General features: G+C 56.3%; 20 protein-coding genes. 9 read left to right on the top strand and 11 right to left on the bottom strand.

What is annotated here, in order from left to right; translation table 11 throughout:
* Positions 1–31 precede the first annotated feature (31 nt).
* Complete coding sequence (locus ABVF61_RS23830) at positions 32–1,144, bottom strand: S-(hydroxymethyl)glutathione dehydrogenase/class III alcohol dehydrogenase (RefSeq protein WP_353996017.1); 1,113 nt, start codon at positions 1,142–1,144, stop codon at positions 32–34.
* A 382-nt stretch (positions 1,145–1,526) separates the two neighbouring features.
* Here ABVF61_RS23830 and ABVF61_RS23825 point away from each other — a divergent pair, with 382 nt between their 5' ends.
* From ABVF61_RS23825 to ABVF61_RS23805, 5 genes are all read left to right on the top strand, one after another.
* Positions 1,527–2,780, top strand: coding sequence for a sarcosine oxidase subunit beta family protein (locus ABVF61_RS23825; protein WP_353996016.1), 1,254 nt, complete (start codon positions 1,527–1,529; stop codon positions 2,778–2,780).
* Positions 2,781–2,795: 15 nt separating this feature from the next.
* A complete protein-coding gene (locus tag ABVF61_RS23820) occupies positions 2,796–3,101 on the top strand; it encodes a sarcosine oxidase subunit delta (RefSeq protein WP_353996015.1) in 306 nt (101 codons plus the stop codon).
* On the top strand, positions 3,098–6,100 hold the full coding sequence (locus tag ABVF61_RS23815; protein ID WP_353996014.1) for a sarcosine oxidase subunit alpha family protein: 3,003 nt from the start codon (positions 3,098–3,100) through the stop codon (positions 6,098–6,100). The genes ABVF61_RS23820 and ABVF61_RS23815 overlap by 4 nt, the downstream gene beginning before the upstream one ends.
* Complete coding sequence (locus tag ABVF61_RS23810; protein WP_353996013.1) at positions 6,093–6,668, top strand: sarcosine oxidase subunit gamma; 576 nt, start codon at positions 6,093–6,095, stop codon at positions 6,666–6,668. The genes ABVF61_RS23815 and ABVF61_RS23810 overlap by 8 nt, the downstream gene beginning before the upstream one ends.
* 167 nt (positions 6,669–6,835) lie before the next feature.
* Positions 6,836–7,567 carry an endonuclease/exonuclease/phosphatase family protein gene (locus ABVF61_RS23805; RefSeq protein WP_353996012.1) on the top strand — a complete coding sequence of 244 codons (732 nt, stop codon included), beginning with the start codon at positions 6,836–6,838 and terminating at the stop codon, positions 7,565–7,567.
* A 126-nt stretch (positions 7,568–7,693) separates the two neighbouring features.
* On the opposite strand, the gene ABVF61_RS23800 is transcribed toward ABVF61_RS23805, so the two are convergent.
* The 8 genes from ABVF61_RS23800 to ABVF61_RS23765 all read right to left on the bottom strand — a co-directional run bounded on the left by ABVF61_RS23800 (position 7,694) and on the right by ABVF61_RS23765 (position 15,534).
* A complete protein-coding gene (locus ABVF61_RS23800) occupies positions 7,694–8,179 on the bottom strand; it encodes an NUDIX hydrolase (RefSeq protein ID WP_353996011.1) in 486 nt (161 codons plus the stop codon).
* A gap of 84 nt (positions 8,180–8,263) precedes the next feature.
* Positions 8,264–9,181, bottom strand: coding sequence for a nitrilase-related carbon-nitrogen hydrolase (locus ABVF61_RS23795; protein WP_353996010.1), 918 nt, complete (start codon positions 9,179–9,181; stop codon positions 8,264–8,266).
* Between the two features lie 82 nt (positions 9,182–9,263).
* A complete protein-coding gene (locus ABVF61_RS23790; RefSeq protein ID WP_353996009.1) occupies positions 9,264–9,455 on the bottom strand; it encodes a hypothetical protein in 192 nt (63 codons plus the stop codon).
* Positions 9,456–9,537: 82 nt separating this feature from the next.
* Positions 9,538–11,355, bottom strand: a complete 1,818-nt coding sequence (gene recJ / locus ABVF61_RS23785) for a single-stranded-DNA-specific exonuclease RecJ (RefSeq protein ID WP_353996008.1) — start codon at positions 11,353–11,355, stop codon at positions 9,538–9,540.
* Between the two features lie 23 nt (positions 11,356–11,378).
* A complete protein-coding gene (gene glpX / locus ABVF61_RS23780; protein ID WP_353996007.1) occupies positions 11,379–12,374 on the bottom strand; it encodes a class II fructose-bisphosphatase in 996 nt (331 codons plus the stop codon).
* Between the two features lie 50 nt (positions 12,375–12,424).
* Entirely contained in the window at positions 12,425–13,747 is a 1,323-nt protein-coding gene (locus ABVF61_RS23775) for a homoserine dehydrogenase (protein WP_353996006.1), read from the bottom strand.
* Positions 13,748–13,774: 27 nt separating this feature from the next.
* Positions 13,775–14,992, bottom strand: a complete 1,218-nt coding sequence (locus tag ABVF61_RS23770; RefSeq protein ID WP_353996005.1) for an LL-diaminopimelate aminotransferase — start codon at positions 14,990–14,992, stop codon at positions 13,775–13,777.
* 296 nt (positions 14,993–15,288) lie between these two features.
* Positions 15,289–15,534 carry a hypothetical protein gene (locus ABVF61_RS23765; protein ID WP_353996004.1) on the bottom strand — a complete coding sequence of 82 codons (246 nt, stop codon included), beginning with the start codon at positions 15,532–15,534 and terminating at the stop codon, positions 15,289–15,291.
* A 350-nt stretch (positions 15,535–15,884) separates the two neighbouring features.
* On the opposite strand from ABVF61_RS23765, the gene ABVF61_RS23760 reads away from it, so the two are divergent.
* Positions 15,885–17,690, top strand: coding sequence for a PHA/PHB synthase family protein (locus tag ABVF61_RS23760; protein ID WP_353996003.1), 1,806 nt, complete (start codon positions 15,885–15,887; stop codon positions 17,688–17,690).
* Positions 17,691–17,762: 72 nt separating this feature from the next.
* Positions 17,763–18,308 carry a hypothetical protein gene (locus ABVF61_RS23755; protein WP_353996002.1) on the top strand — a complete coding sequence of 182 codons (546 nt, stop codon included), beginning with the start codon at positions 17,763–17,765 and terminating at the stop codon, positions 18,306–18,308.
* Between the two features lie 28 nt (positions 18,309–18,336).
* Here the strand turns inward: ABVF61_RS23755 and ABVF61_RS23750 are convergent, their stop codons facing one another.
* Positions 18,337–20,658, bottom strand: a complete 2,322-nt coding sequence (locus ABVF61_RS23750) for a sensor domain-containing protein (protein WP_353996001.1) — start codon at positions 20,656–20,658, stop codon at positions 18,337–18,339.
* A gap of 394 nt (positions 20,659–21,052) precedes the next feature.
* Here ABVF61_RS23750 and ABVF61_RS23745 point away from each other — a divergent pair, with 394 nt between their 5' ends.
* Positions 21,053–21,583, top strand: coding sequence for a DUF6653 family protein (locus tag ABVF61_RS23745; protein ID WP_353996000.1), 531 nt, complete (start codon positions 21,053–21,055; stop codon positions 21,581–21,583).
* Between the two features lie 44 nt (positions 21,584–21,627).
* On the opposite strand, the gene speB is transcribed toward ABVF61_RS23745, so the two are convergent.
* Positions 21,628–22,593 carry an agmatinase gene (speB, locus tag ABVF61_RS23740; RefSeq protein ID WP_353995999.1) on the bottom strand — a complete coding sequence of 322 codons (966 nt, stop codon included), beginning with the start codon at positions 22,591–22,593 and terminating at the stop codon, positions 21,628–21,630.
* 288 nt (positions 22,594–22,881) lie between these two features.
* On the opposite strand from speB, the gene guaD reads away from it, so the two are divergent.
* Positions 22,882–24,207 carry a guanine deaminase gene (guaD, locus tag ABVF61_RS23735; protein WP_353995998.1) on the top strand — a complete coding sequence of 442 codons (1,326 nt, stop codon included), beginning with the start codon at positions 22,882–22,884 and terminating at the stop codon, positions 24,205–24,207.
* The last annotated feature ends 3 nt before the right edge of the window (positions 24,208–24,210 follow it).

Here is a 24,210-nt window from a genome sequence, read left to right as displayed (position 1 = left end):
CAAGGCCAGGGGATATCCCTGCTTGCCAAAATCAGTAAAGCACGACCGAGCGGATAGATTCGCCGGCATGCATCAGATCGAAGCCCTTGTTGATGTCTTCAAGCGGCATTGTATGGGTGATCATCGGATCAATCTCGATCTTGCCGTCCATGTACCAGTCAACAATCTTTGGCACGTCCGTGCGTCCGCGTGCACCGCCGAAGGCCGTTCCACGCCAGGACCGGCCCGTCACCAGCTGAAACGGACGGGTTGCGATTTCCGCACCTGCAGGTGCCACACCGATGATGATGCTTTCACCCCAGCCCTTGTGGGCTGATTCCAGAGCTGCCCGCATCACAGAGACGTTGCCCGTTGCGTCAAACGTATAGTCCGCGCCACCCTTGGTCAGATCCACCAGATAGGGCACCAGATCTCCCTCGACTTCGGTCGGGTTGACGAAATCGGTCATGCCGAAACGCGTCGCCATTTCGACCTTCGCCGGGTTGAGATCAACACCAACGATCTGGTCAGCCCCGGCAAGACGCAGGCCCTGGATAACGTTCAGGCCGATGCCGCCAAGCCCGAAGACGATCGCGCGCGAACCTTCTTCCACCTTGGCCGTGTTGATGACCGCGCCAATGCCGGTGGTTACGCCGCAACCGATGTAGCAAACCTTGTCAAATGGCGCATCCGGCCGGATTTTCGCCAAGGCGATTTCCGGAACAACGGTGTAGTTGGCAAATGTCGAGGTGCCCATGTAATGGAGAATCGGATCGCCATCGAGCGTAGTGAAGCGGGAGGACCCGTCCGGCATCAACCCCTGCCCCTGTGTTGAACGGATTGCCTGACACAGGTTTGTCTTCGGGTTGAGGCAATATTCGCAATTGCGGCACTCGGGCGTATAGAGCGGAATGACATGGTCGCCCGGTTTGAGCGTCGTGACACCCAGACCGACTTCGACAACCACACCTGCTCCCTCGTGCCCCAGGATCGCCGGAAACAGTCCTTCCGGGTCGGCACCGGAGAGCGTAAACTCGTCCGTGTGGCAAATTCCGGTGGCTTTCACCTCGACCAGAACCTCGAACGCGCGTGGGCCTTCGAGATTTACCTTGGTGACTTCTAGCGGTTTTCCGGCACCCACTGCTACAGCTGCACGAACTTCCATGGATGAACCTCCCTGATTTGTCTTCTCCGGAGAGTTACCGGCCCATGATTGAATTGCAAGATCCGAAACGACGTCAGTTGTTTGGATTGCGCGCTTGGAGAATAAAAACCTCCGTTTGTCGTCCTTTCAAGGCGTTGAAAAGCGATGACGTAAACCGTTACAGGCACCCTCTGCTTCGAATGGCCGCGCGGAGTACGACACCCATGTCGTTTTCTGACAATGAGGCGACCGAAACCTGATACGCATCGGCAGGTGCAATCGTGATTATGCCCGGCAATGGACGGACCCGGACCGCGTCGGTATGGTCGCGCCCTGAATATTCAACAAGTCATGCCGTTTTCCGCATCGGAAAGCGGCATGAACCGTGCGGAGCCGCTGCTTTATGAAGCGTTATTCCTTTCTGGAATTGGCGAAGAACGCCTTTTCCGCGCACCAGAACTGGGGACGCCAATGGCGTTCGCCCGAGCCCAAGACCGAGTACGACGTTGTCATCGTTGGCGCAGGCGGTCACGGGCTCGCAACTGCCTACTATCTTGCAAAGGAACACGGCGTTCGAAACGTGGCGGTGATCGAAAAAGGCTGGCTCGGTGGCGGAAACACAGGCCGGAACACAACCATTGTTCGTTCGAACTATCTCTGGGAAGAAAGCGCCGCGCTCTACAATCATGCGATTGGTCTCTGGCATGGCCTTTCGCAGGAATTGAATTACAACGTCATGTATTCGGCGCGCGGTGTCATGATGCTTGCGCATACGGTGCATGACATTCAGGTCGCACAGCGGCACATCCACGCAAATCGATTGGCAGGCGTTCAGAACGAATGGTTGACGCCCGAGCAGGCCAAGGAATATTGCCCGCCTCTCAACATCTCAAAGAATATCCGCTACCCAGTCATGGGGGCAGCCCTTCAGCGCGTCGGCGGCACGGCAAGACACGATGCCGTGGCCTGGGGTTATGCACGCGGCGCAGATGACATGGGGGTCGATATCATCCAGAACTGCGCCGTCACAGGCATCCGGCGCGGTCAGGACGGTGCCGTCGAAGGCGTTGAAACGTCGAAGGGCTTCATTAAAGCCAAAAAAATCGGTGTCGTCGCAGCCGGGCACACCTCGACCGTGATGGACATGGCCGGCGTTCGCATGCCGCTGGAATCGTTCCCGCTCCAGGCGCTGGTGTCGGAACCTGTAAAGCCCGCATTTCCATGCGTTGTCATGTCCAACACGATCCACGCCTACATCTCGCAATCCGACAAGGGTGAACTGGTGATCGGCGCCGGCACGGATCAGTTCATTTCCTATTCGCAGACAGGCGGTATCCACATTACCAATCACACCATCGACGCAATCTGTGAGCTCTTCCCGCACTTCCGGCGGATGCGGATGTTGCGGAACTGGGGCGGTATCGTCGACGTGACACCCGATCGCTCGCCTATCCTTTCGAAGACCCCTGTACAGGGCCTTTACGTCAATTGCGGCTGGGGCACGGGCGGTTTCAAAGCCACTCCCGGATCCGGTCATGTCTTTGCGCACACCATTGCAAAGGACGAGCCGCACCCCATCAACGCACCTTTCACCATCGACCGCTTCCGCACAGGACGCCTGATCGACGAAGCGGCCGCCGCCGCCGTCGCTCACTAGGGGAGATTTCATCAGATGCTGCTGGTTTACTGCCCCTATTGCGGCGTTTCGCGTCCGGAGACGGAGTTCTCCTGCCGCGGCGAAGCGCATATCGCACGCCCCGCCGACCCGGCGCAAACAAGCGACGAGGATTGGGTCAACTTCCTCTATATGCGCAGCAACACCAAGGGTGTCTATGTCGAGCGCTGGCGCCACATTCATGGCTGCGGCCGCTTTTTCAACGCTGTCCGGCACACCGTCAGCGACGATTTCCTTAAATTCTACAAGGCTGGCGAACCGATGCCGGATCTTGAAGAGCTTGCCAAGGAGGCCGGCAAATGAGCCAGCCGTTCCGTACAGAAAAAGGCGGCCGTATCGAGCGGTCCGAGCAGCTCACCTTCACCTTCGACGGCGAGGAGATGCAGGGTCACAAGGGTGACACGCTGGCGTCGGCACTGCTTGCAAACGGAATTCATCTGGTTGGCCGGTCTTTCAAATACCACCGTCCACGCGGGATCGTTACAGCCGGTTCGGAGGAGCCTAATGCGCTTGTGGGGGTCTATCGCAACGGCGACCAGACGCCGAACCTGCGCGCGACCCAGGTCGAACTTTACCAGGGTCTGGAAGCGATCTCGCAAAACCGGTTCCCCTCGCTTGGCTTCGACGTTGGTGCGATTAACGATCGCCTCTCCATGTTCTTTCCGGCGGGTTTTTATTACAAGACCTTCATGTGGCCGAAGTCCTTTTGGGACAAGGTGTATGAGCCCGTCATCCGTGCGGCTGCGGGCCTCGGCAAGCCTCCGAAAAATCCTGATCAGGACACCTACGGCAATCTTTACGCCCATTGCGATGTATTGATTGCCGGATCTGGACCGGCGGGCCTCGCAGCGGCTGTTGCGGCCGCTGAAAGCGGTGCGAAAGTTATCCTTTGCGATGAGCAGTCGGAATTCGGCGGGTCGCTACTCACCGAGGCCAACGCGAGTATTGACGGGATGGCCCCGGCGGATTGGGTGGCCGAAACAATCGCCAAGCTCGGCGCGATGGACAATGTCACGCTCTTGCCGCGCACGACGGCCTTCGGCTACTTCGCACACAATTACATCGCGCTTGCGGAAAGGGTGACTGAACACCTGGCGAACCCGGATCCAAAACTGCCGCGTGAACGCCTGTGGCAGGTGCGGGCAAAGGAAGTCGTGATTGCCTCCGGGGCGATCGAACGCCCCATGGTCTTCCCCGAGAATGACCGGCCGGGCATCCTGCTCGCCGAGGCAGGCCGGACCTATCTGAACCGCTACGGCGTCAAGGTCGGCCACAAAGTGGTGGTCGCAACCGCCTGTGACACCGCATGGCAGGCCGCATTCGACCTCGTCGATCATGGTGTCGAAATCGCAGCGATCATAGAAATGCGTGAGACACCTCCCGAAAGCCTCCTCGCCATTGCCAAGGCGCGCGGCATTCGTGTGGAAGCCGGATGCGTGATCACCGGCACACTTGGCAGGAAGCGCATCAAGACAGCCCTTCTCGGGCGTTTGATGACTTCCGGACAGGTTGCGTCGGGCGGCCAGGTTGAGTGTGATGCGCTGTTGATGTCCGGTGGTTGGACGCCGACTGTCAGCCTTTACTCGCAATCCCGCGGCAAGGTCGTCTGGGATGCGGACAAAGGCGCCTATGTTCCCGGAAAATCCATCCAGAAAGAACGCTCTGTCGGTGGCGCCAAGGGCCTTTACGGCTTGCAGGCGACGCTTGAGGACGGCTATGCGGCCGGCGAAGAGGCAGCGAAGGCTGCGATCGGAACATCCAAGAAAGTCACCTATTCCGCCGCGAGCGGTGGTGAAGCCGGTGAAGGTGGTACGCTCGGTGCCCTTCCCCACGACCGCAACGCGTCAAAGGTCAAGGCATTCGTGGACTACCAGAACGACGTTACCGCAAAAGACGTCAAACTGGCAGTGCGCGAGGGCATGCAGTCGATCGAACACATCAAACGCTACACCACGACCGGCATGGCGACCGACCAGGGCCGTCTGTCGAATATGAATGCGCTTCAGATCGCTTCAGGAGCATTGGAAAGACCGGTGACGGACGTCGGTCTGACAACGTTCCGTCTCCCCTACACGCCGACGACTTTCGGGCTTTTTGCAGGCGTTGCTCGCGGAGACTTCTTCGATCCGGTTCGCAGGACACCATCGCATGACTGGGTTGTCGACAATGGCGGCGTGTTCGAAGATGTCGGCCAGTGGAAGAGAACATGGTACTTCCCGAGGAATGATGAAGATATGCACGCGGCCGTTGCACGCGAATGCAAGACGGTGCGTGAAAGCGTCGGTCTCTTCGATGCGTCAACGCTTGGAAAGATCGAGGTCGTCGGCCCCGATGCTGCTGAATTCCTGGAGAGGATGTATACCAATCCATGGAAGAAACTTGCGTCCGGCCGTTGTCGCTACGGCCTGCTTTTGAATGATGCCGGTTTCATAACAGATGACGGCGTTATCGGTCGTCTGGCTGAAGACCGTTTCCACGTGACGACCACGACCGGTGGCGCACCGAGCGTCTTTGCGACAATGGAAGACTACCTCCAGACCGAATGGCCGGAGCTCAACGTCTGGATCACGTCAACGACCGAACAATATGCCGTCGCGGCGGTTCAAGGACCGAAGGCGCGCGAGGTGATTGCCCCGTTTATCGAAGGCATTGATCTTTCCAACGAAGCCTTCCCGCATATGAGCGTCAAGGAAGCCACTTTCTGTGGCGTCCCCTGCCGGTTGTTCAGGATCTCCTTCACGGGCGAACTCGGTTTTGAGATCAACGTGCCCCGCCGGCACGGCAAAATGATGTGGGAGACGCTTGCAAAGGAAATCGAGAAGCATGCCGGCACCACTTACGGCACGGAGACAATGCACGTGCTTCGTGCCGAAAAGGGCTACATCATTGTCGGGCAAGACACCGATGGCACCGTGACGCCTCAGGACGCCGGAATGACCTGGGCGATCGGCAAGAAGAAACACGACTTCGTCGGTAAGCGCGGGCTCGAGCGTCCGGACCTTGTGGCAGAAAACCGCAAGCAGTTCGTGGGGCTGTTGACCAAGGATCCCAAGGTGAAGCTGGAAGAAGGCGCGCAGATCACAACCGCTGAAAACCCGGCGACGGGAACACCTGCGGAAGGTCACGTGACATCGTCCTATTTCAGCCCTGCCCTTGACCGCACGATCGCTCTGGCGGTGGTGAAAAACGGACACGCGCTCAATGGCAAAACACTTTATGTGCCAATGCCGGACGGGAGCATTTCCGTGGAGGTTACGGGTCCTGTTTTCTATGACAAGGAAGGAGCGCGGATAAATGTCTGACGTTCTGGCAAATGATCTGATTGCGCCCGATGCCGGCGTCAGCCCTCTTCTGAACCAATCCGGTGTGTCCATCTTGAAAGCTGCTCCCATTGCCCGGCTTTCGTTCCGGGCACGGGAAGCTGCGCTGGCGAATGCCGGAACAGCCTTTGGCGTGCCGCTTCCCACGCAACCATTGTCCAGCGAAGTCGGCGCCAAGCGTGCGGCGCTCTGGATGGGTCCCGACGAATGGACCCTGCTTGCGCCTGAAGAGGATCTGGAAACGCTCTTTGCGACGATCGAAAACGCGCTTGGTGAACAGCCCCATGCGCTTGTCGATATTTCGGAAAGATCCGAGGCAATCATCGTCAGCGGGGAAAAAGCGGCATGGCTGCTGAACACAGGGATCTTTATCGATTTTTCGATTGAGGAGTTTCCCGTCGGCACGGTCTCCAGAACGATCTTTCACAAGTCGCCGGTGATGATCTGGCGCACCGGAGCCGACACGTTTGTGGTCGAGGCCTGGGTCTCTTTCATGGAATACGTGTCGGGCCTGCTTGTTCAATCCGCTCAGGAGCTGAGCGCAGCCTAACTGCCCTGCACTGTGGATTTTCCAGGAACCCTCGCGACCTTGCTCACGAGGGTTCTTTTTTCATCTTTGTCTGGTATTCACAGCGCTGCCCTTGATTTTGGCCCCAAAGCGAATCTGTCAAAGCGTTTACTTGCAAATTAGATACAAAATCCGCCACTCTGCCCGCCATGCTCAAAATCGGTTCCTACAACATTCAAAAAGCCATCGGACTGGACGCGCGCCGCAAGCCGGAGCGAACTCTGAAGGTAATTCAGGAGCTGAATTGCGACATTCTTGCCTTGCAGGAAGCCGACAAGCGATTCGGGCCACGCGAAAGCACATTGAACAGGGATCATATTCTCGAACAGACCGACTACCATCCCGTTCCGTTTTCAAAAGGGTCGAGCAGCCTGGGCTGGCACGGCAACGCAATCCTGTTACGCAAAAAGATCGGCATTCTGGATTTTCGCAAGATCGAGCTTCCGACACTTGAGCCACGCGGCGCGGTTGCTGTGGATCTCGACATTGACGGAACTCCCATTCGCGTTGCCGCCATGCACCTGAGCCTTGTCGGTCACTTTCGAAAGAAACAGATCACCTCATTGATGCACCAGTTGCACGAGAATCTGGATTATCTTCCGACCGTCCTCATCGGGGATCTGAATGAATGGCGCGATTCGGCGCGAAGCCTGAAGCTGTTCGAAGAACGCTACGAAGTCACGACACCCGGGCGCAGTTTCCCGAGCCCGATGCCGGTAGGCAGTCTTGACCGGATTATCACAAGCCCGGAATTCAAAGTCCGCAAGGCCGGGGTTCACAAATCCAAAACTGCCCGGATCGCGTCGGACCACCTGCCTGTCTGGGCGCATCTGGAACTCGAGCAATCCAGTCAGTTGGCCGCCCAGGCGGGTAGTCGTTAGGTAAAACCCAACGCTCGATGAATGCTTCAATCAATAGACGCGGCTTCGGTTTCCTGGAATCAAATGAGGCGTTCTGGTGCGCAGGTGAGATGAGCAAGTCCCGAACATCCGGCAACGGTGCAAAGGTCAGGCAATTTCCATGCGGTGCCGACGCAAAAACCGCTTGAGTGCTGGTTCGTCGGCCAGCTCAATGCCTTTCGAAAACGGAACCCAATGGCATTCTCTTTGCCCGATTTCGGGAAACTTCTTGAGTTGCTTTTCGAACTGCAATTTGAACACCATGACCTTGGTGCGAATTTTCGAACCGTTTCCGAGCCCTTTATACGACCGGAAGGTGCCTAACGGACGCGTTTCGGCTCGTCCGAGAACCCCGGCTTCCTCATAGGCTTCTGTTGAGGCGGTTTCGTATGCCTGCTGATGCGGCTCCGGCCAGCCCTTGGGCAAGATAAGCCGGCCTGTGTCGCGTGTCGAAACCAAGAGAATTTCGTTTTCCGTTTCGCCGGGACGCACGCACAGGGCTGCAATCTGCAAGCGGGCCGGTTTGAAAAACAAACCGACAAAGCTTTGCAGCCAGGTTGCATCCCCTGCTGTATACGACTTTGCGAGACTCATGTCCGGTCCTTTACTGGATTGGCTGCGGTATAATGATTTTTGCGTAGCCCGTCCAGTCAAAAGCGCACTTTGTGCACTAGAAATTCAGGCTTTCGAACGAATTTCCGGTAAATCATCGGTGTAAATCGAGACGTGGCCCGCGCTCCATGCTCCTGGCCAGACCTCTGCTTTCCCCTCCCTTAACCGGCGCAATTGTGCGACTGGCACCATACAGACGAGGTAAGGTTCCTCGCGATCCAGTCCGTCAGTTGACGAAATCTCCGCCGCAACACCGTTGAAACCGAATTCTTCTTCACAGGGTAGATAGAGCGCGGCTCCGGAGACATTCGTTTCGTTCTGCGTCGTTCCCTCTGACCTGCCGACGACGCCACAGACAGCAACCGCGCACATGAGTTCCACGGCCCGCGCCTTGGCGCATCCGTAAACGCGATGGTAGCCGGACAGCTTTTCAGTCATGGATGGGACCAGCAAAAGGTCGGGTTGTTCTTTTGCAAGCAGCGAGCTGAGCGCCGGCATTTCGATATCAAGGCAGATCAGGATCGCCATCCTGATGCCGTCGAGCTCAAAAACACAAAGTCGATTGCCCGGGGTCAGGAACCAGGTTTCCGGGTCCTGCTCGAAAGGTGTCAGGCATAACTTGTCCTGTCGGATGATCCGACCGTCATTGGCAAGCAAGTAAGCTGTGTTGGTTATCTGGTCACCTGTTTTGACAGGCATTGATCCCGCCAGAAGCGAGACACCGTATTTCGACGGGAGGGGCTTTAGCAGGTTCAAAAGCACCTGACCGGTTTCAGCAAGGAAAGCCATTTCCTGATCCGGACGCAAACCCTCCGGTTTGAAGGCCAGACAGCTTTCGACAAAGTATTCGGGAAGCATCAGCAGCTTTGCGCCCTCTTCGGACGCCTTCGCAAGTCCCTGTTCCAACTCCTTTGCAAGTGCGGCAACGCTGGCCGGTGCGCGGCTCAGGTTGTAAGACCATAGCGATATTGAGTAATCCGTCATGAAATCAATACTCTCCGGCGACTGTCACGCCAGACTTAAGGCAGAGCTCCGAGCATATTCAAGCGCGAATTATCGTGCGAATTCAATCGAGGAAAAAGCCGACAAAGGTTGCGCAGACGACAAGGAACGCTGTCCCGGGGGCAAAGCCTTTCGGGTCCGCAGGCAAGGCCTTGAGTTTCGCAGAGCGCCGCACCTCACGGATGCCACGAAGCGCATTGTCCGTCCGCTTGTCTATCTCTGCAAAATAGGGCGAAAGCTCATTCTGAGCACGCATGCCTGTTCCTCACGATTCCTTCGTGAGAGAACGCTAAGTCAGGACCCTTAGAGTTTGGTTAATGGTTCTTTTCCGACGGGGATCAATGCCTGACTTTCTGAGGATCAGCGACGTCCAGAATTCTCAGCTGAACTTTTGGCGTACCCTGCCAGGTGTCGATGGAAAGTGTGCCAGCGACATGAAGGTTTCGTCCCCGCCCTTCCAGAAGCATCTTGCCGTGAGGTTTGTCGTCCGCTTTGAAGCAGATGGCCTTTAGCGGCGATCCGTCGCCTGAGTTCAGTGTTGCGCGAACATGACCTTTTCCAACCACGTCAGCGAAAGAGACGCGATGGGCGGGAAAGGCAAAGACCGGTTCGGAATGGCCCGCACCATAGGGTCCGGCCTTTTCCAGAAGCTCAAGCAAATCAAGACTGGCACCAGTCGCAGTCAGGGCTGCGTCAATCTTGATTTCTCTATTTTTTGTAGCTTCTTCAACGTCTTTTTTAAGAGATTCATTGAAGAAACTTTCAAGGTCATCGGTGTTAGCGCGGTGCACAGTGAGCCCTGCGGCCATTGTGTGACCTCCGCCTTTCTCCAGAAGACCGTTTTCAACCGCTTCACGGACCGTGCGGCCCAAATCCACCCCCGGTATGGACCGCCCGGAACCCGTTCCCTTCCCGCTCGCATCGTAAGCAATTGCAAAGGCGGGCCTTCGATGCGCTTCCTTCAGGCGGGCCGCGATCAGTCCCACGATGCCCGGATGCCAATCGTCTGATCCCGTCAACAGCACAGCTGGATCGCGCGAGTCGATCATCAAGCTCGCCTGGGCACCAGCCTCTTCCAGCATCTGTGCTTCCATTGCCTGACGCTCGCTGTTCAGAAGGTCGAGTCTTTCAGCGATTGATCGCGCTTCATGCGGATCTTCAGTGGTCAGCAGCCTGGCTCCAAGTGCTGCATCTCCGATGCGTCCGCCGGCATTGATCCTTGGGCCGATCAGAAATCCCAGGTGATAAGGAACCGGTTTGCCGTTGACGCGAGCTACATCGGCAAGCGCTGTCAGACCGTAATTCCGGCGCTGGTGCATAACTGTCAGTCCGCGCGTGACATAGGCACGGTTCAGTCCCTGGAGCGGAACGACGTCACACACGGTTCCAAGCGCGACAAGATCCAGAAGCGCCATCAGATCCGGTTGTTGCCGGCCGTCAAAGGCGCCTCGCCTGCGCAACTCCCTGTTCAGTCCGACAAGAAAAAGGAACGTGACGCCCACTGCCGCGAGATGTCCCTGTCCGGAAAGGTCGTCCTGCCGGTTCGGGTTCACCAGCGCAATCACGTCGGGCAGATCTTCGCCAACCTGGTGATGATCGATCACAACGACATCAAGGTTCAGTTTTCGAGCGGTCTCGAAGGCTTCGAAGGAGGTGCTGCCGCAATCAAGCGTCACCAGGAGCTCGGCCCCACTTTGTCGCAAGTGTTCGATTGCCGGCCCATTGGGGCCGTACCCTTCGATAATCCTGTCCGGAATGTGAATGACGGGATCTTGCCCCAACCATTGCAGATATTTGGCCAGGACGGCCGATGACGTCGCGCCATCGACATCATAATCGCCGAAAATCGCGACCTTTTTGCCCGCCTGAAGCGCATCGGCAAGTCTTGTCACGGCCGCATCCATATCCTTGAGGCTGGACGGGTCCGGCATAAGAGACTTGAGAGAAGGCTCAAGGAACTCGGGAGCATCATCCTGGCTTACGCCACGTGCTGCAAGAACGCGGGCGAGTACATCCGGCAATCCGTGCAGCTGCGCGATGGCCATCGCGCTGCGGGACTCGGCGGCGCTGAGCCTCTCGCGCCAGGAATTGTCATTTGCCGAGCGGGCGACCCCGAGAACGAGTCGCCTGCCCTCTTCGTCAGAATTTTCGAGCATTCGGTAGCCGCTCTATCCGCACCTCAGTCCAGGTGAAACTTTTCCAGATCCGTGCTTTGCGCCTTGATGTAGCGGACGGTACCGGTCGAAGAACGCATTACGACCGTATGCGTTGTGATATGCTCGCGGCCAAAGCGGACGCCTTGCAGGAAATTGCCATCGGTAACGCCCGTTGCGGCGAAGAGCACATCCGGGCCTGCCATTTCTTCCAGCGTATACTTTTTCTTGATGTCTTCGATCCCCATCCGGTGTGCCCGCTCAACCTGTTCATCGCGTGTGATGACCAGGCGCGACTGCATCTGCCCGCCAATGCACCGAAGCGCCGCCGCCGCCAGAACCCCTTCAGGAGCGCCGCCGATTCCGGCATAAATATCGATACCTGTCTCGTCCGAGTCGGTCGTGTGAATGACGCCGGCAACGTCTCCATCGCCGATCAGGCGAATGGCCGCCCCGGTTGCGCGAATGTCCTCGATCAGACGCGCGTGTCTCGGACGATCAAGCACACACGCCGTGACTTCGTGAACTGCGACACCTTTTTCCTTCGCAACTGCTGCGATGTTGTCGGCGACCGGTGCGTCAAGATCAATGAGGTTTTCAGGATAGCCCGGTCCAATTGCAATCTTGTCCATATAGCTGTCAGGCGCATTTAGCAGATCGCCAGCGGGAGCCAGTGCGATAACCGCCAACGAATTCGGCAGGTTCTTGGCGCAGATCGTCGTTCCTTCCAGCGGATCGAGAGCAATGTCCACTTTAGGGCCCTGCTTCGTCCCGACGTTTTCACCGATATAGAGCATCGGCGCTTCGTCGCGCTCACCCTCACCAATCACCACCGTGCCGTCGATCGGGAGACGGTTCAATTCCCGGCGCATTGCATCCACTGCTGCCTGATCAGCCGCCATTTCGTCGCCATGACCGCGCAATCGTGCGGCAGATACGGCCGCTCTTTCGCTGACCCTTGCCAGCTCCAGGGTCAAAATCCGGTCCAGTCCACTCGATGGCTGATTTTCGGTATCGGACATCAATATCTCCAGTCTTTCGTCCTTGCGATGCGGGGACGAGTCTTAACTTGTCAATTCAACTTCTCAATTCGGATCATGTGCGGTTGTTCTGCGACAACACCCTTGGACATAATCACGTCCAAGGCTTCCTTGATCGCGACTTCGGTTGTTTCATACGTGATCAAGATGACAGGTTGAGGCAGGTCAGCATCAAATGTTGCCGGTGTGTCTTCCGAAGCGTTCCGCTTCTGAACGATGGACTCCAGGGAGATCCCGGCCTCGCCCATGCAGCGCGCAATTTCGCCGAACGCGCCAGGACGGTCGTAAACGGACAAGCGGATGTAATAGCCGCCTTCGTGCAGGCGCATCCTTGCGCGTTCATATTCCTTCAAGTCGGTGGCGGGCATGCCGAGTACGTGCGTTTCGTCACCGCGCGCGATGTCGGTGATATCGGCAACAACCGACGAGGCCGTGGCATTGCCGCCTGCGCCCGGGCCGACCAGGACAACTTCGCCAACATAGTCTCCGTCGACCGCAACGGCGTTCAACACGCCGTCGATCCTGGCAATCGCAGAGGACTTCGGCACCATGGTCGGATGGACACGCTGTTCAATTCCGGTATCCGTGCGCTGAGCGACACCCAGAAGCTTGATCCGAAATCCGAGTTCATCGGCAGCCTGAATGTCCGCCGTTGTGATCGCGGTAATGCCTTCCATGAAAATGTTGTCGCTGGAGATCTTTGTCCCAAACGCGAGGCTGGTCAGGATCGCCAGCTTGTGTGCCGTGTCATTGCCCTCGATGTCAAAAGTCGGATCTGCTTCGGCGTATCCCAGCCGCTGCGCATCGGCGAGACAGTCCTCGAAGCTGATCCCTTCCGCTTCCATCCGGGTAAGGATGTAGTTGCAGGTGCCGTTCAGGATCCCGTAGACGCGGCTTATGTCGTTACCGGTCATGGATTCACGCAAGGTCTTGACGATCGGGATCCCGCCTGCGACAGCCGCCTCGTAGTTCAGACTAGCCTTGTTCGCATCCGCTACTTCCGCGAGATCCACACCATGCCGTGCGAGCAGTGCCTTGTTCGCTGTCACGACATGAATTCCGCGTTTGAGCGCGGCTCTGACGCTGTCTTCCGCAGGCCCTTCGTCGCCGCCTATCAATTCAACGAATATATCGAGATCCGCGGTCTCAGCCATCTCCACCGGATCGGAAAACCATTGACGGGACGATATGTCGATGCCGCGATCTCTGGACCGGTCACGCGCACTGACCGCTGTCACCAGAATGTCCCGTCCCGTTTTGCGGGTGATCTGTGCACTGTGTTTTTCAAGAAGTTGCACGACAGATGCGCCCACCGTGCCAAGGCCTGCTACGCCAACTTTCAATGCTTCGGCCATTGAATTTTATGTCCAGTTCAGTTCGATTCAGCCGGAGGTTTCCAGCGGGATGACGTTGTGCAGCTTTTGGTCTGCTGTTTCAAGGAAGCGCCGGACATTTCTAGCCGCCTGACGCAGGCGCTGTTCATTTTCCACCAGTCCGATTCGCACATACTCGTCGCCGTGCTCGCCGAAGCCGATACCCGGTGCGACGGCCACGTCCGCGTGCTCCAGCAACAACTTGGAGTATTCGAGACTTCCCATGGCTTTGAACTTTTCCGGAATGGGAGCCCAGCAGAACATGCTCGCTTCGGGCGCCGGCACATCCCAACCAGCGCGACCGAAGCTGTCGACGACAACATCGCGCCGCTTCTTGTAGACCGCACGTGTCTCGGCAATGCACTCTTCCGGACCGTTCAGGGCCGCTGTTGCCGCGACCTGGATCGGGGTGAACGCGCCATAGTCAAGATAGGACTTCACCCGTGCCAACGCGGACACAAGACGTTCATTGCCAACGGCAAATCCCATGCGCCAGCCCGGCATGGAAAAGGTCTTGGAGAGCGATGTGAACTCAACAGTTACGTCCATGGCTCCGGGCACCTGCAGCACGGAAGGCGGCGGCGTTGAGCCAAAATAGACTTCCGAATACGCCAGATCAGACAGAATGAAGATGTCATGCTTGCGCGCGAAAGCGACGACATCCCTGTAGAAGTCGAGATCAGCGCAGTAAGCGGTCGGATTTGCCGGGTAGCACAAAATGATCGCTATGGGTTTGGGCACCGAATGAATAACCGCCCGCTCCAAGGCATCGAAGAATGACGGGCCCGGTTCGGCCGGGATGTTCCTGATCGATGCACCGGCCATCAGGAAGCCGAAGGTGTGGATCGGATAGCTCGGATTTGGACTGAGAATTACGTCGCCAGGTGCTGAGATGGCCTGCGCCATGTTGGCGAACCCTTCCTTGGACCCAAGCGTTGCGATCACCTGGGTGTCGGGATCGAGTTTTACGTCAAAACGGCGGGCATAGTAGGCCGCCTGGGCCTTGCGCAAACCCTGGATCCCCTTGGAAGCGGAGTATCTGTGTGTTCTCGGGTCCTGGACAACTTCCGTCAGTTTCTCAACGATGTGCGAAGGTGTTGGAAGATCCGGGTTCCCCATACCGAGATCGATAATATCCGCACCAGCCGCACGCGCCTTCGCCTTGAGCCGATTGACCTGTTCAAAGACATACGGCGGAAGCCGTTTGATCTTATGGAATTCCTCCATGGTGCGGATCCTTGCGAGTTGACGATTGGGCAGCCTGAACCGGCGCATCGAGCATTTGGCGGGGCTCTTTTAGCAGTCTCAAACTGATTTCGCATCCGTCTTTGCGAAACTAGCCACCTAAATTTGGAATGTTTTTTGAAAAGCGATTCCGCTGGTTTCAGGGACCTTGCCGGTTAAACCGATTTAGGTCCACTGCAGGCCTGCCGCACCTTAGTGAGCGAATTTGGCCGCGCGTTTTGCACGCGTTAACATCTCATTCGCAGCGCTCATCACTACAGTCCGCGGAGGGCAACGCGCTATTGCCTTGGAGCAAGCGTTTCCAGGTAGGCCTCGGTTTCTTTTCTGTCTTTCGGATTGATGAGACCACTGGAATTTCCCGTGCTTACCGGCGGGCCATAGCCTTTCGGCTTCGGAACGTTTCCGGTCAATTGCGACTGATCGCGCTTCAGCGCGACAATAAGTGGTGTACCCGGCCCCATACCGCAGGCAGAAAGCGCAAATGACAGAACGGAAACGCACAGGACGGCCCGGGTCCTAGACATATCGAAAGCTCAACTCCCTTGATCGAACCGCAAAAGGCAAGAACGGATTCTTTGGCAACAAAGCTAACAGATCGCTTGCCGTCGCGGCGACGGTATCTACGGTTTTCCCGCGATTTGAGCAAAATCATGACATTGCTGAAAAATAGAAAGTACACGTGAGTGTCACAATTCTCTTCTAGCCAGAGGAAGATGCATCACCCCCAATAGCAATCGACGCCGCCAATTCCATGTGTCATAAATAGCCTGCAGGCAAAAATACCGACGAAAAAATAACGAGATAGCGTACCCATAAAAGCTCTCTGACGTTGCGACCGCCAAGTGAGCAAAAAACACCGGAGGAACCCACACCTATGTCTGACGACCGCCCGCATCCGATGTTGCAATACATCATCAACAATCCGGAGGCGTTCGCTCAAAACCTGGCAAAAACACTGGAACAGGCAGGCAAAGCGCTTGCTGCCTATCTGGAGCCGCGTGAAAAGGGCGAAATCAAGCACGAGTCGACGGACGAACTCACGGGTGTCGTCAAAACCCTTGCCCAGGTTGGCGAGTATTGGGTGTCTGACCCGCAGCGGGCGATCGAGGCACAGTCGCGGCTCTGGAGCGGGTATATCGACCTCTGGAACTCATCACTCAAGAGGATGATGGGCGAAGCTTCCGAGCCGGCCGTTGCAACACCGCCGCGCGACAAGCGTTTCGCCGACCCGGACTGGGAAAACAACCAGTTCTTCGATTTCATCAAACAGCTCTATCTCATCACGAGCAAATGGGCCGAGGACATGGTCCACGACGCACAGGGTCTCGACGAACATACACGGCACAAAGCGGAATTTTACGTCACCCAGATCGCCAACGCGGTGTCACCGTCGAATTTTGTCCTGACAAACCCGGAATTGTTGCGCCTCACCATGGAAAGCAACGGCGAAAACCTGGTTAAGGGCATGCAGCATCTGGTGGAGGACCTCAAGTCCGGACACGGTGAACTGAAGATCCGGCAGACCGATCCGTCGAAATTCAAGCTCGGCGACAATATGGGCAATACGCCGGGCAAGGTGATTGCGCAAAATGACGTTTGTCAGGTGATCCAATACACCCCGTCGACGACGGAAGTCCTGAAGCGCCCGCTTTTGATCGTACCGCCCTGGATCAACAAGTTCTATATTCTCGACCTCAATCCCGACAAATCGTTCATCAAGTGGGCGGTCGACCAGGGTCACACCGTGTTTGTCATTTCCTGGGTGAACCCGGATGAGCGCCAGGCTCAGAAAAGCTTCGAACACTACATGAAGGAAGGCATCCTCAATACGCTTGACGTCATCAAGCGCGCCACGCGGCAGGAAGAGGTGAATGCCATCGGGTATTGCGTCGGAGGCACGCTGCTTGCGGTGACACTCGCTTACATGGCCCAGACCGGGGATGAACGAATAAAAACCGCGACATTCTTTACAACACAGGTTGATTTCACGTTTGCAGGCGATCTGAAGGTGTTCGTCGATGAAGAGCAGATATCGGTTCTGGAAAAGCGGATGGCGGAACAAGGCTATCTCGACGGGTCGAAAATGGCGTCCGCATTCAACATGCTGCGGTCAAACGATCTGATCTGGTCGTACGTGGTCAACAACTATCTGAAGGGCCAGGAGCCCTTCCCGTTCGACCTGCTTTACTGGAATTCCGATTCCACCCGCATGCCTGCTGCAAACCATTCTTTTTATCTCCGCAATTGCTACCTGGAGAATAAACTCTCCAAGGGTGAGATGGTTGTTGGCGGTGAAACGCTCGACCTGTCCAGTGTAACGATCCCGATCTTCAATCTCGCGACACGCGAGGATCACATTGCACCTCCCAAGTCCGTCTTCCTGGGATCAGGCTGTTTCGGCGGACCGGTCAACTACGTGCTGGCCGGCTCCGGTCATATTGCCGGCGTCGTCAATCCACCGGCCAAAAAGAAATACCAGTTCTGGACGGGTGGAGAGGCAAAAGGGACGCTTGAGAACTGGCTCAAGAAAGCGAAAGAACATCCTGGCTCGTGGTGGCCTTACTGGGATGAATGGATCCGGGAAAACGACCCGGCTGTCGTCAAGGCTCGCAAACCGGGCGCAAACCGGGTGAAGGTCCTGGAAGACGCACCCGGCTCCTACGTCATGCAGAAGGTGTAGTCACAAAAACAACCTATTTGAGGTTTTAGTCTGGATTGCATCATTAGGTATTTTGATGCGAGGCAAATTGTTGTGTTGAAAGTGTTTTTTCGATTTACGCGCGACACAGGACGCTTTCTTTTCGCGATGCTGGTTCTTATGAGCCAGTCAGCATTTGCTTGCCAGCACGCCCGGGCGGTCGATCTCGCCGATACCTTGAACTCTGGTGGGGTGTTTATTGGTGAAATAATTGCACAGTCCAGCAATCAAGTCGGCGAAAACAAGTCTTTCGGTCATAGGGTGCACTTTGACATCAAGGAGACACTCCACAGTCACACGCCTCTCCCGCAGAGCATTATTCTGAGCTACTACAGCAGGAATGAACGCGAAGCGCTGAGACGTAATGTGAGATATGTTTATGTCGCGTGGCTGCTTGACGTTGACTATCGCGTAGACAGAAGAAACACGACCAACATTCTTATGACAGCGATGTGCGGCGGACATGTTCCCTACATTTTCGAGGAGGAAAGTGATGCGGGGCGCGCAATCAAACAGATATTCGCCGATGACGGTTTCGATCGAGAAACCAAGGCAAAGATACTTTCAAGATTTGTTGGTCTCTACGGCCAGGGTTTTTGATGGTGCTACAAAAAAGGCGGCACCACCCCTATCCGAACTGCGCGCTGATCGGTTCAAGGGACATGCCCAATAGCTTGCCGAGCCTGTCTGCAGACATCGGCCTGCCAAAATGAAAGCCTTGCACGGTTTCGCACTTGCAGCTCGCCAGGAAAGCCTGCTGTTTTGCCGTTTCGACGCCTTCGGCGACCACATTCAAACCCAGATCCCGACCCAGAGATATGATGGCTCGGGTGATGTTACGGCCGTTTTCATCTGTTTCCAGATCCCGGATGAAACTCTGATCGATCTTTAGCCGGGTGAGTGGAAAGTTTTTCAGCGCAACAAGGCTCGAATACCCTGTCCCGAAATCATCGATTGCCAGTTTCAGGCCAATCTTCCGAAAGTCTTCCATAAGCCGGACGGCCTGCTCGGCATTTTTCATCAGAAGCGTTTCAGTCACTTCCAATTCGAGAAAACCAGCCGAAAGTCCGGTGGTCTCGAGGGTCCGACGAACATCACTCACCAGCGCTGCATCACGAAACTGGCGAGGCGACACATTTACGCCGATGGTTATTGCAGGCAGACCGCTCAATTGCCATTCCCGGTTCTGTCGGCAGGCTTCGTAGAGGACCTTTCGTCCCAGCGGAACGATCAGACCGCTTTCTTCGGCAAGCGGAATGAAATCCTCGGGCATCAACCAACCCAGTGCCGGGTGGTTCCATCGGGCAAGCGCTTCCGCGCCAACAATCCTCCCGCTGAAAAGGTCTATTTGGGGCTGGTACTGGAGATGAAACTCTCCTTTTTCAATGCCCCCGCGCATCTCCTCCAGCAATGTCAGCCTGTTGATCGATTTCTCAGGTCTTGAGTGCTCATAGATCTTGAAACCGTCACGCCCCTGGGACTTGGCTTCAAACATCGCCTTGTCTGCGTTCCTGAGAAGTTCTTCCGCATTCTCTGCGTCAAGGGGATAACGGGCCGCACCGATGCTGCACGTAACATGGAAGGACAATTCACCAATGGAAATGGTGCGGGTGATCTCATCCCTCAGCTTTGCCATAAGGTCGACAAGTGCATGCGTTTGAGCGTGCAAGCCCTCGACAATAAGAACGAATTCATCGCCTCCAAACCGGATAGACTCGTGCTTGCCGTCATGGACCGCCAAAATCCGTTCCGCGACGATCATCAGAACCTGGTCGCCTATCGCGTGGCCGAAGCTGTCGTTGACGACTTTGAAGTTATCAAGGTCAACGAAAAGGACGGCGACAGGCGCGCCCGTAACCCCGCTTGCTTCGAGCTTTTCACTCAGTTTGGCCTTGAATTCCTGCCGGTTCGGTAGTCCGGTGAGGACGTCATGATTGGCCAGATACCGGATCTCGGTTTCCGCCCGTTCGCGTTCCACGGCAATGGAAGCCAGACGAGCCGCCTCCACCGCAAGTCGTTGTTCATGTTCTGTCGGGCTACGCACTTCGTTGGAATAAAGGCCGAATGTGCCGAGGACCTTGGAGTCCTTTCCAAAAAACGGAACAGACCAGCACGAGCGCAGATTGAACGGGCGAATGAGCTCCGTGAAATCCTGCCAAAGCTCGTGTTCCATAATGTTGTCGACAAATACGCTTTCTCGCCGGAAAACTGCCGTCCCGCACGAACCGACCTTCGGGCCAATCGCTATGCCGTCACAGAGCGCGATGTAGTCCTTTGGAAGATGGGGCGCGACCCCTGCCACAAGATTTTCACCGTTATCGCTGACCAGCATGACAGATCCCATCACGCCGTCCATCTGACTTTCGATTGTCAGAACCAGGGTCTCAAGCACTTTGTTGAGCGACCTTGCAGTGGCGATGTCCTGTAGAACCTTGTTCTGGCCCTGCTGCAGCAGATCAGCCTTCTTGCGTTCGGTTATGTCGCGCGAGATCCCGACCAGTCCGACCACTTCATCTTTCTCATTCAACACCGGAAACTTGGAAGTGGACAGCCAGCGGCGCTTGCCATTTGCCAGGATCGATAGTTCTTCGTAGTCGATCCTCGCCTGTCGCGTTTCCATAATCTCGGCCTCTACGGCCGCAAACAGGGTCCCTGTCTCCTCAGGATGCAGTTCGAGGTCGGTTTTACCGATGACCTGTGACGGATCTTCCAGACCAAGGTCGATAGCTACCTGCCGGTTGGCCATAACAAACCTGTGGCCCCGGTCCTTGGCAAAAACATAGTCGGAGACATTGTTCAAAAGTGTCTGAACCCAGTCACCGCTCAAATGCAGCTGATCCTCTTTTTCAAGATGGTCGAGCCGATTGATGCGGTCCAGTTCCTCAGCCAGTGTTTTCCCGCTTGTAAGCAAGCTTCCCTGACCGTCCGCAAGGTTCTTCACGTGCGTCATAGAGCCGCCCGGTTAACGTGATTGGATCGTCACTTTAGCCAGACATATTATGTATTTTCGGGCTAATAAATAATTAAACAGACTGCCAATTAGAGAAATGCACAGGTTGTTTACGTAATGAAATGAAAGTGAAACTCCGGATTGAACCAATTGTAACACTAACGTCACAATTAAATCATTAGTCCGGCTCACACGGCGCAAACTGGTCGCTTATGCGTCAGGGTTCGAGATCACAAGCCGGCTACCGACGCAGTTATGATTGCCAAGTGTGAGGCACAGGGGGTATGGTTCTGCCTGATCCGTTAGTGCAGCGTTATCCATGCAGTCGAAGCAGCGTTCTCAGTTTCCCAGCGTCCAGCCGGCCCGGTTCAGTTCTTACCCGGCAAGCTCGGCTATGCTGCATCTGCACCCGGTTGGGAGGCCGCCAAACGGAGCGCTCGCCACTTACCTTAAAATCATCTCACCGGGCATTCTTGTTGCTGCTCTTTGGTCGCACATCTGGCTGGGTCTGATGACAGCGGCTCTCTTGGCGATCGGCTTAAGCTTCGTTCTTGTTGCTTTCCAAAGATTGCGGTTTGAGCGTTATGGGAACCTCACCTGGGCAAAGTCGGTTGGTTTTGGGGAAAGGATCTGGCTCAACAGGCTTTTCGTGCCGGTGCCGGAGCAGTTGGGCGCAAGGATCACGACGCTTTACGTCGTTTTCTGGCTTGGCGCGTCAATCGCGCTTTTGGGCGGTTCGACGGCTTCCTGGGTACTGACGTCAAGCGGGCTGGTCGTTGCCTATTGCGCCCAGTTCGTCTGCTTCCGGAAACTGATTGAACTCTACCACCAGATGAAAAGCAAAGCGCCTCTTTACGATTTCTGGGCAACCGTTCCGGTAAATGACAACACGAAAGCAAAGCGGACAACGATTACGCCTTCCTGATCCGGCGCAAGATGTTTTCGGCGATCGATCAGGCTGACATCGTCTTACGCAGATCCTTGTTTCCGTTTCGCCGCAAGAAGACCGATATAGGTCAAGGCAACGCTTGCGCCTGCAATGGATGTGATATCAGCGTGATCGTATGCCGGTGCGACCTCAACGACATCGCCGCCGACAAAATTCAAGTCTCCAAGCCCCTTCAGGATCGACAGCGCTTCTCGAGACGACAGTCCGCCAGAAACCGGTGTTCCGGTGCCTGGCGCAAACGCGGGGTCCAGACAGTCAATGTCGAAAGTCATATAGGCAGGGCCGGATCCAACCCGGGCCCGTATGCGCTCGACCACACCGGAAATCCCGATCTCGTCCAGTTCGTGACCAAAGATAATTTCTAGACCACAAGTTTCCGGAGCGTGCGTCCGAATGCCGATCTGGATGGATTTTTCCGGATCTATCAGCCCTTCCCTGACCGCCCGTCCGGTGAACGTGCCGTGGTCGATCCTGTCGCCTTCATCGGGCCACGTGTCCTGGTGCGCATCGAATTGGACCAGCGCAAGCGGCCCGTGCCGTTCCGCATGGGCGCGGAGCAACGGGTATGTGACGAAATGATCACCACCAATGGAAAAGAGATGCGTTCCGCTTTCCAGAATACCGGCGGCCTGCGCCTCGATATGCCCCGGAATGTCCGCTGTGCGGCCGTAGTCGAAAACACAGTCTCCATAGTCCACGCAGGCAAGGTGTTCGAACGGATCCATGTGGAAAGGATATTGCGGGTCACCATCGAAAATTGCCGATGCCCGCCGAACACCCTGGGGACCGAAGCGCGCCCCGGGTCGATTGGAAACGGAAGCGTCAAACGGAATGCCCCAGACTGCCAGATCGACGCCGCTCAGATCACGGCTGTAGCGCCTGCGCATGAAAGACAATGCGCCGGCGTAAGTCGGTTCGTGAGAACCGCCCTTCATCGAGGAGCCGAGAAAGGCATTGTCTGTCGGGCGGGGCAAATCTGCGGACATTTGTCATTCCCTGGATCCGGTGACATTTAAAAGTGCATAAGGCTTCGCGCCGGTCTTTGATGCCACAACCGTTGTTGGAAAGTTCGCCCGGTCTTATCAGAGGTCCTCCGTCGCTGTCACCTGAAACGAACCCGGGACAATCGCGAGCGGCGGGCGCGCTGAGCGCGCAATTGAGAACCTCTCAAAATTCAACAGGCGGCATACAAACCGTTGTTTCGAACGGTTTGCAGGATTAAGACTGCACTGCCTCTCAACAGTAAACTCGCGAACCGATCAAGGATCTCAGGCGTGGCGGACACAACAACAAGAATCCTGCGCGGCAGACTGCTGACCTTTCATGGAGCCCCATCGGGTCCGGATGACGGTGACGCCTACAGCTATATTGAAGATGGCGCTCTCTTGCTTCAAAACGGTCTCATTGCGGCCAGGGGCGCATTTTCAGAGGTAGAAGCACAGGCCCCAGCCTCAACTCTGGTCACGGACCACCGCCCTCACCTGATCCTGCCTGGTTTCATAGACACGCATATTCACTTTCCCCAGGCGCAGGTGATCGCGTCGTGGGCGGACCAGCTTCTGGACTGGTTGAACGACTACACGTTCCCGGCGGAACTGAAATTCGCAGACAAGGCGCATGCCGACCGCATTGCCAAGGGGTTTTACGACGCGCTTCTCGCGCATGGCACGACAACGGCGGTTGCCTATTGCTCCAGCCATCCCAACTCAGTAGACGCCTATTTCGAGGAGGCGGAGCGCCGAGGGATGATGATGCTCGGCGGCAAGACGATGATGGACCGCAACGCGCCTGAGGCCCTGTGTGATACCGCGCAAAGTTCCTACGGTGATAGCAAGGCACTCTTGTCCAAATGGCATAAGAATGGACGCGCGCGATACGTCATCACACCGCGCTTTGCGATCACATCAACACCAGAACAGCTTGAGGCTGCCGGGAGCCTCCTGAAGGAATTTCCGGAATGCCATCTGCAGACCCACATCAACGAAAACCACAATGAAATCGCGTATACACGCGAGCTCTATCCGGATGCCGCGCACTATCTCGGGGTCTATGAAAGCTTTGATCTGCTTGGACCAAGGACATTGCTCGGCCACTGCATTCACATGACCGGACACGAGCTCCAGGTCATGCGCGAAACCGGCTCTGTTGCCGTCTTCTGCCCGACGTCCAATCTCTTCCTCGGCAGTGGTCTTTTCGACAAGTCAGGCCTTGAAAGCGCAGGCATTCGCACGGCAATCGCCACGGATGTCGGCGGTGGAACAAACTACTCCATGCTGCGCACGCTCGACGAGGGCTACAAGATCCTGCAGCTTCAGCGTCAACGCATGCATCCGCTCACGAGTTTTTACTGGATCACCCGGGGCAATGCTGAAGCGCTGCAACTGGCAGACAGGATCGGCACGCTCGAAGCGGGAACCGATGCAGATATTGTGGTGCTCGACGCAAACGCAACGCCGGCAAAGGCGCTGCGCATGGAAACGGTCGAAACGCTCTCGGAAGAACTGTTCCTGCTGCAAACGCTCGGAGATGACCGCTGTGTCGTGGAAACCTACGTTGCGGGCACGCCTCAGAAAGACAGGATTTCCTCCGTTGGCAGCTGATCG

This window comes from Roseibium sp. HPY-6 (assembly GCF_040530035.1).
Lineage (GTDB): Bacteria > Pseudomonadota > Alphaproteobacteria > Rhizobiales > Stappiaceae > Roseibium.
This window is presented reverse-complemented; position numbering and strand designations above follow the sequence as displayed.

Bases quoted from the DNA above. Each gene is read 5' to 3' on its own strand.
- ABVF61_RS23765 (WP_353996004.1), bottom strand. From the start codon at position 15,534: ATGTCTAGGACCCGGGCCGTCCTGTGCGTTTCCGTTCTGTCATTTGCG.
- ABVF61_RS23760 (WP_353996003.1), top strand. From the start codon at position 15,885: ATGTCTGACGACCGCCCGCATCCGATGTTGCAATACATCATCAACAAT.
- ABVF61_RS23815 (WP_353996014.1), top strand. From the start codon at position 3,098: ATGAGCCAGCCGTTCCGTACAGAAAAAGGCGGCCGTATCGAGCGGTCC.
- ABVF61_RS23800 (WP_353996011.1), bottom strand. From the start codon at position 8,179: ATGAGTCTCGCAAAGTCGTATACAGCAGGGGATGCAACCTGGCTGCAA.
- ABVF61_RS23775 (WP_353996006.1), bottom strand. From the start codon at position 13,747: ATGGCCGAAGCATTGAAAGTTGGCGTAGCAGGCCTTGGCACGGTGGGC.
- ABVF61_RS23805 (WP_353996012.1), top strand. From the start codon at position 6,836: ATGCTCAAAATCGGTTCCTACAACATTCAAAAAGCCATCGGACTGGAC.
- ABVF61_RS23810 (WP_353996013.1), top strand. From the start codon at position 6,093: ATGTCTGACGTTCTGGCAAATGATCTGATTGCGCCCGATGCCGGCGTC.
- ABVF61_RS23825 (WP_353996016.1), top strand. From the start codon at position 1,527: ATGAAGCGTTATTCCTTTCTGGAATTGGCGAAGAACGCCTTTTCCGCG.
- ABVF61_RS23830 (WP_353996017.1), bottom strand. From the start codon at position 1,144: ATGGAAGTTCGTGCAGCTGTAGCAGTGGGTGCCGGAAAACCGCTAGAA.
- ABVF61_RS23770 (WP_353996005.1), bottom strand. From the start codon at position 14,992: ATGGAGGAATTCCATAAGATCAAACGGCTTCCGCCGTATGTCTTTGAA.
- glpX (WP_353996007.1), bottom strand. From the start codon at position 12,374: ATGTCCGATACCGAAAATCAGCCATCGAGTGGACTGGACCGGATTTTG.
- ABVF61_RS23820 (WP_353996015.1), top strand. From the start codon at position 2,796: ATGCTGCTGGTTTACTGCCCCTATTGCGGCGTTTCGCGTCCGGAGACG.
- ABVF61_RS23750 (WP_353996001.1), bottom strand. From the start codon at position 20,658: ATGACGCACGTGAAGAACCTTGCGGACGGTCAGGGAAGCTTGCTTACA.
- ABVF61_RS23795 (WP_353996010.1), bottom strand. From the start codon at position 9,181: ATGACGGATTACTCAATATCGCTATGGTCTTACAACCTGAGCCGCGCA.
- ABVF61_RS23790 (WP_353996009.1), bottom strand. From the start codon at position 9,455: ATGCGTGCTCAGAATGAGCTTTCGCCCTATTTTGCAGAGATAGACAAG.
- speB (WP_353995999.1), bottom strand. From the start codon at position 22,593: ATGTCCGCAGATTTGCCCCGCCCGACAGACAATGCCTTTCTCGGCTCC.
- recJ (WP_353996008.1), bottom strand. From the start codon at position 11,355: ATGCTCGAAAATTCTGACGAAGAGGGCAGGCGACTCGTTCTCGGGGTC.
- ABVF61_RS23745 (WP_353996000.1), top strand. From the start codon at position 21,053: ATGCTGCATCTGCACCCGGTTGGGAGGCCGCCAAACGGAGCGCTCGCC.